We start from the raw sequence: 6,000 nt of genomic DNA, 5'->3' as shown, positions 1-6,000 counted from the left end.
CCCGGGAGGCCGCGCGATGTCCGAGATCCTCTGGAGCCCGTCCGCGGAGCGCATCGCGGCCTCCGCGCTGCGGGAGTACCTCGACTGGCTCGCCGAGCGCGAGGGCCGGTCCTTCGACGACCACGAGGCGCTGCACGCGTGGTCGGTCGCCGACGTCGACCGCTTCTGGCTCTCGCTCGTCGACCACTACGGCGTCGCCTTCACGACGCCCGGCGAGCGGGTCCGCACCGAGGACCCGATGCCGTTCACCCGCTGGTTCCCCGGGGCCCGGCTGAACTGGGCCGAGCACGCGCTGCGCCACGGCGCCGACGGCGACCCCGCACTGGTCTGCGTGCGCGAGGGCGGCGAGCCCGCCCGCGAGATCACCCGCGGCGACCTGCGCCGGGCGGTCGCGGCGGCCGCCGGCTGGCTGCGCCGGGCCGGGGTGCGCCCCGGCGACCGGGTCTGCGCGTACCTGCCCAACACCGAGCACGCCGTCATCGGCCTGCTCGCGGCGGCCGCGGTCGGCGCCGTCTGGTCGTGCTGCTCCCCGGACTTCGGCGCCGAGGGCACCATCGGCCGGCTCGCGCAGCTCGAACCCACGGTGCTGATCGCCGCCGACGGCTACCACTGGAACGGCAAGGTCCTCGACCGCGCCGACGTCGTCGACCGGCTGCGGGCGGAGCTCCCGACCCTGCGCCACGTCGTGCACGTGCCCTACGCGTTCGACCGGCCCGCCCCCGAGGGGACCGTCGGCTGGGACGAGCTGCTCGCGACCGACGCCGAGCCGGAGTTCACCCCCGTCGAGTTCTCCCACCCGCTGTGGGTGCTGTTCACCTCGGGCACCACCGGGCTCCCCAAGGGACTCGTGCACGGCCACGGCGGCATCACGCTGGAGGGCCTGAAGTGGTCCGGCCTGTACTGCGGCCTGCGGGCGGGCGAGCGGATGTTCACCTTCACCTCGACCGGCTGGGCGCTGTGGAACATGCAGCTCGGCGCGCTCACCCAGGGCGCGTCGATCGTGCTCTACGAGGGCAGCCCCGGGTACCCGCCGGGCGCGGTGTGGGAGGTCGCCGCTCGCACCGGCGCCGACGTCGTGCTGATGGGCGCCGCCGTGGTCACCGCGACGGCGAACACCGGTGTCTCCCCGCGCGCCGACCACGACCTGTCCCGGCTGCGGCACGTGATGGTCTCGGGCTCGGCGCTGCCGCCCGCCGGGTACGAGTGGCTCTACGAGCACGTCTCCCCGGACATGCGGATCGACTCGACCAGCGGTGGCACCGACATCTCCGGCAGCTTCGTCGGCGCCAACGAGTACTCCCCGGTGCGGGCGGGGCGGATCGGCGGCCGCCTGGCCGGCGTCGACTGCGCCGCCTGGGACGAGGACGGCCACGCGGTCGTCGAGGAGGTCGGGGACCTGGTCGTCACCCAGCCCATGCCGTCGATGCCGGTACGGCTGTGGAACGACCCGGACGCCGAGCGCTACACCGACTCCTACTTCGACACCTGGCCCGGCGTCTGGCGGCACGGGGACTGGGTGACGATGCACGACGACGGCAGCGTCTCCATCCACGGCCGCTCGGACTCCACGCTCAACCGGCAGGGCGTGCGGCTGGGCAGCGGCGACTTCTACGACGTCCTGGAGACCCTCGACGAGGTCGCCGAGGCCCTCGTCGTCGGCGTCGACCTGCCCGGCGACGCCTACTGGCTGGGCCTGTTCGTCGTCCCCGCCGAGGGCCACACGGTCGACGACGCGCTGAAGCAGAAGATCGTCACCACGCTGCGGTCCCGGCTCACCCCGCGCCACGTCCCCGACGAGATCGTCGAGGCCCCCGCCGTCCCGCACACCCTGAGCGGCAAGCGGATGGAGGTCCCGGTCAAGAAGCTGATGGCCGGCCGCCCGCTGGAGAAGGCCGCGAACATCGCCTCGGTCGACGACCCGGACACGCTGCACTGGTACGCCCGCTTCGCCGCCGACCGGCGGGCCTGAGCGGTGCGCCTGGGCGCGACGCTGGCCCACCTGTCCGACGCGCCGCCCTACCCGGTGGTCGAGTGGGCCCGGCGCCTGGCCGGGGCCGGGTTCGCGAGCCTGTGGGCGCCGGAGATCATCGGCCGCGGACGGCTGGTGCCCGACCCGTTCGCCGCGCTCGCCGCCGCGGCCGGGGCCACCGAGGGGCCGGAGCTGGCGACCGGCACCGTGCAGGTCCCGCTGCACCACCCGGCCGAGCTGGCGCACCGGATGCTGTCGCTGCAGCTCGTGTGCGGCGACCGGCTCGCGCTCGGGATCAGCCCGGGCTCGACCCGCGACGACTACGCCGCACTCGGCCGTGAGCACCGGACCCGTTTCCGGACGTTCGACGAGAACGTGGTCCGGCTCCGTGAGCTGCTCGAACACGGCGGCGACGACCGCGCCCGGCTCGCGGACCCGCCGGCCGCACGGCCCCCGCTGATGCTCGGCTCCTGGGGCGCGAACGTCGAGAAGGCCGCGCGGTCGTTCGACGGCTGGCTGGCCTCGGGCTACCGCACCACGCCCGAGGAGATGCTCGCCGCGTACGGGCGCTACCGCGCCGCGGGCGGGCGGCGCGCCGTCGCCTACGCGCTGCCGGTGCCCGCGGGCGCCGACCTCGGGCGCCTCGGCGAGACCCTGCACCGCTACGCCGCCGCGGGCTTCGACGACGCCGTCGTCGTCATCGAGCCCGGCGGCCCCGACCCCGGACGGGTCCGCGCGCTGCTGCCCTGACGCTCACGCCTCCACGGCCGCGGAGATGTCCGGGTAGTTGGTGATCTCCCACCCGCCGTCGACGACCAGGCTGGTCCCGTTGACGTAGGAGGCGTCCGGGCCCGCGAGGAACACCGCGGGACCGGCGAGCTCGTCCGGCTCGGCGGGCCGGCCCGCGAGGATCCGGGCGGCGAAGTCCCGCTCGATCGGGCCGCCGTCGAACCAGCCCGCGGTCAACGGGGTGCGGACGAGCCCGGGCAGCACCGCGTTGACCCGGATGCCGTGGCGGGCCAGCTCCAGCGCCGCGTTCTTGGTCAGCATCTCCACCCCGGCCTTGCCCGCCGCGTAGGAGCTGCCGCCGTAGAGCGGGACGTGCGCGTTGAGCGAGGACACGTTGACGATCGCGCCGCCGCGACCGGTCGCGCGGATCGCCCGGCCGCCGTACCGGATGCCGAGGTAGGTGCCGCCGAGGACGAGGTCGACGGTGGCCCGCCAGTCGTCCTCCCCGCCGTCGAGGACGGTGCCCAGCCGCGCGGCCCCGGCGACGTTGAACACCAGGTCCAGCCCGCCGAACTCCTCGACGGCGGCGGCGCACGCGGCCTCGACGTCGCCCGCCCGGGTCACGTCGGCGACGGCCGTGCGCAGCCGCTCGGCGTCGACGTCGGCGAGCAGCACGCTCGCGCCCGCCGCGTGCAGGCGCGCCGTGATCGCCGCGCCGATGCCCGATGCCGCCCCGGTGACCAGGGCGACCTTGCCCGTGAAGTCCGTCATGGCGCCGACGCTAGGACCGCGGCGCCCGGGCGGACAGTGCACGAAGGTGCACCTGCCTCAGCCGCGCTCCACGTGCGCGCGCACCGAGCCGCCGTCGTCGGAGAGCCAGCCCCGGGAGCGGGCGTACCCGAGCATCCCGGCGAGGTCGTCCTCCCAGCCGGGCCCGACCCGGCCGGCGGCCAGCCGGCGGAGCGCGTCGACGCGCACGAGGACGTGGCCGTCGTCGACCTCGCCGAGCCCGGTGCGCCGCACGGTGTCGGCGAGCCCGTCGTCGTCCAGGTCCGCCGGGGCGACGACGTGGAAGGCCCGCACGTCCCCCGGGTCGACGAGCTCGACGTCGCCGGGGGTGATCCGGAAGTACATGCGCCCGACGCTAGCCGGGGACGGGGCGTCCCGGCAGTGCCGGAGGGGGGCGACCGGGCGTCCCCTTTCGTGCACTCGCACCGGCGCCGCCGGGCGGAGCACGGTGATCGCCACCACGTCACCGACGGTGCGGCGCGACGGTGCGCCGCCGACGAGAGGGTCCCCGATGGCCAGGCTGAAGTTCGGCATCTTCCTCGCCCCCGTGCACGCCCCGGGTCTCAACCCGACCCTGCTGTTCGAGCAGGACCTCGAGCTGATCGAGCACCTCGACCGCCTCGGCTACGACGAGGCCTGGTTCGGCGAGCACCACTCCGCCGGCAGCGAGATCTACGCGTCCCCGGAGCTGATGATCGCCGCGGCGGCGCAGCGGACCCGGCAGATCAAGCTGGGCACCGGCGTCACGTCGATCGCCTACCACAACCCGCTGTGGGTGGCCGACCGCATGGTGCAGCTCGACCACATGACCCGCGGCCGGGCGATGCTCGGCGTCGGGCCCGGCTCGCTGCCGACCGACTCGGCGATGATCGGGCTGGACCCGACCCGGACCCGGGAGCTGCTCGGCACCAACCTCGACATCATCCTGCGCCTGCTGCGCGGGGAGAGCGTCACCGCCGAGACCCCGACCCACTCGCTGTTCGACGCCCGGCTGCAGCTGGCCCCCTACTCCGACCCGCTGTTCGACATCGCCGTCGCCGCGGTCGCCTCGCCGACCGGGGCCCGCCTCGCCGGGACGCACGGGCTCGGGCTGCTCAGCATCGGCGCGACGCTGTCCGCCGACGGCTTCGACGCCCTGGCCCACCACTGGAACGTGATGGAGGAGCGCGCCGCCGCGGCCGGCGCCGAGGTCGACCGCGCCGGCTGGCGGCTGGTCAGCCCGTTCCACCTCGCCGAGACCGCCGACCAGGCCTACCGCGAGGTCGAGTACGGCATCGAGCACTGGTTCGGCTACTTCCAGAAGGTCGCGGCCTTCCCGCAGATGGCGGTCTCCGGCGACAACGTCAAGGAGATGATCCAGTTCATCGACGAGGCGGGCATCGGCGTCATCGGCACCCCCGACCAGGCCCGGGCGCAGGTGCAGCGCCTCGTCGACCAGTCCGGTGGCTTCGGCAGCCTGCTGCTCATGGGCCAGGACTGGGCCGACCCGGCCGCGACGAAGCGCTCGTTCGAGCTGTTCGCCCGCGAGGTCGCCCCGCACTTCCAGGGCCAGGCGCAGCCGACCGTCGACGCCGCCCGGCGCGCGTCCGAGGTGCGCGAGGGCCACTCGAAGGCACAGCTCGACGCCGTCGCCCACATGACCGAGAAGTACGAGCAGGAGCGGACCCGGTGACCGCGGCCGCCCGCGTCGTCGACGCGCTGATGACCCTCGACCCGGGGGAGAGCCTGTTCGCCCCCGGCGCCGTCACCTGGCACTCGTTCGACGAGGCCGAGGCGCCGACGGTGCCGGACACGATCGAGGCGGTGCGCGCCATCCGCCGGGTCGTGCCCGACTTCGGCATGTACGAGGTCCGGACGCACGACGCAGGCCCGGTGTCGTTCGCGCAGTACACGCTGCGCGGGACCCTGCCCGGCGGCGGCGCGTTCCGGGCGCCCGCGGTGCTCGCCGTGCACACCGGCGACGACGGCCGGGTCGTGCGCATCGAGGAGTACGTCGACACCGGGCAGCTCGCGGGTCTGTTCGCCGCCCTGGGCTGATCCGGGCCGGGCCGGTCAGCGGTCGCGCAGCAGCAGGGCCAGCTCGGTCCGGCTGCGCGCGCCGGTCCGCTCCAGCAGCCGGCTGACGTACTTCTTCACGGTGTCCTCGGACAGCTCCATCGTCCGGGCGATCATCGCGTTGGTCATGCCGCGCCGCACCAGGTCCGCGGTCTGGGCGAGCCGCGGCGGCAGCGGCGGTGCGGCCGACGCCGCCCGGCCCGACCCGCACCGCGGCCAGGTTCTCCAGGCCGTTGCGGGCCAGCCAGTCGACGTAGGGCCGGTCGGCGGTGCTCACGGGCTCGCCGGCGTCGATCGCGGCGGCGTGCGTGCGGTGCAGCACGGCCGCCTCCCGGGGCCGGGAGAACACGTCGTAGCGGTCCCAGCGGTCGCGGTACTCGCGGATGAGCGCGCGCTGGCAGCCGTTCAGCAGCGGGTCCGGGTCGTGGAACAGCCCGCTGTAGGTGGGGCCGACGAAG

Annotated in this window: 7 protein-coding genes; 4 read left to right on the top strand and 3 right to left on the bottom strand. The window is 75.1% G+C overall.

Annotated elements, in window-relative coordinates; all coding sequences use genetic code 11:
• Together WJX68_RS19310 and WJX68_RS19305 are read left to right on the top strand one after the other, a co-directional pair.
• The coding region (locus WJX68_RS19310; protein WP_340292971.1) for an acetoacetate--CoA ligase at positions 1-1,969 on the top strand (1,969 nt) is incomplete at its 5' end.
• 3 nt (positions 1,970-1,972) lie between these two features.
• Positions 1,973-2,719, top strand: a complete 747-nt coding sequence (locus WJX68_RS19305; protein ID WP_340292969.1) for an LLM class flavin-dependent oxidoreductase — start codon at positions 1,973-1,975, stop codon at positions 2,717-2,719.
• Between the two features lie 3 nt (positions 2,720-2,722).
• Here WJX68_RS19305 and WJX68_RS19300 read toward each other — a convergent pair whose 3' ends face one another.
• On the bottom strand, positions 2,723-3,469 hold the full coding sequence (locus WJX68_RS19300; protein WP_340292967.1) for an SDR family NAD(P)-dependent oxidoreductase: 747 nt from the start codon (positions 3,467-3,469) through the stop codon (positions 2,723-2,725).
• 57 nt (positions 3,470-3,526) lie between these two features.
• The gene (locus WJX68_RS19295; RefSeq protein WP_340292965.1) at positions 3,527-3,832 is read right to left on the bottom strand and encodes a hypothetical protein; all 306 of its coding nucleotides are present in this window, start codon (positions 3,830-3,832) and stop codon (positions 3,527-3,529) included.
• Between the two features lie 166 nt (positions 3,833-3,998).
• Here WJX68_RS19295 and WJX68_RS19290 point away from each other — a divergent pair, with 166 nt between their 5' ends.
• Entirely contained in the window at positions 3,999-5,159 is a 1,161-nt protein-coding gene (locus WJX68_RS19290; RefSeq protein ID WP_340292963.1) for an LLM class flavin-dependent oxidoreductase, read from the top strand.
• Positions 5,156-5,524, top strand: coding sequence for a nuclear transport factor 2-like protein (locus tag WJX68_RS19285; RefSeq protein ID WP_340292961.1), 369 nt, complete (start codon positions 5,156-5,158; stop codon positions 5,522-5,524). The genes WJX68_RS19290 and WJX68_RS19285 overlap by 4 nt, the downstream gene beginning before the upstream one ends.
• Positions 5,525-5,539: 15 nt before the next feature.
• Here the strand turns inward: WJX68_RS19285 and WJX68_RS19280 are convergent, their stop codons facing one another.
• Positions 5,540-5,683 (bottom strand): LuxR C-terminal-related transcriptional regulator, encoded by a 144-nt coding sequence (locus WJX68_RS19280; RefSeq protein WP_422785732.1) that lies wholly within the window; start codon positions 5,681-5,683, stop codon positions 5,540-5,542.
• Positions 5,684-6,000 lie beyond the last annotated feature (317 nt).

It is taken from the genome of Pseudonocardia spirodelae, assembly GCF_037727765.1.
Classification (GTDB): Bacteria; Actinomycetota; Actinomycetes; order Mycobacteriales; family Pseudonocardiaceae; genus Pseudonocardia; species Pseudonocardia spirodelae.
The sequence above is the reverse complement of the archived record's forward strand: the minus strand, read 5'-3'. Positions and strand labels throughout refer to the sequence as shown.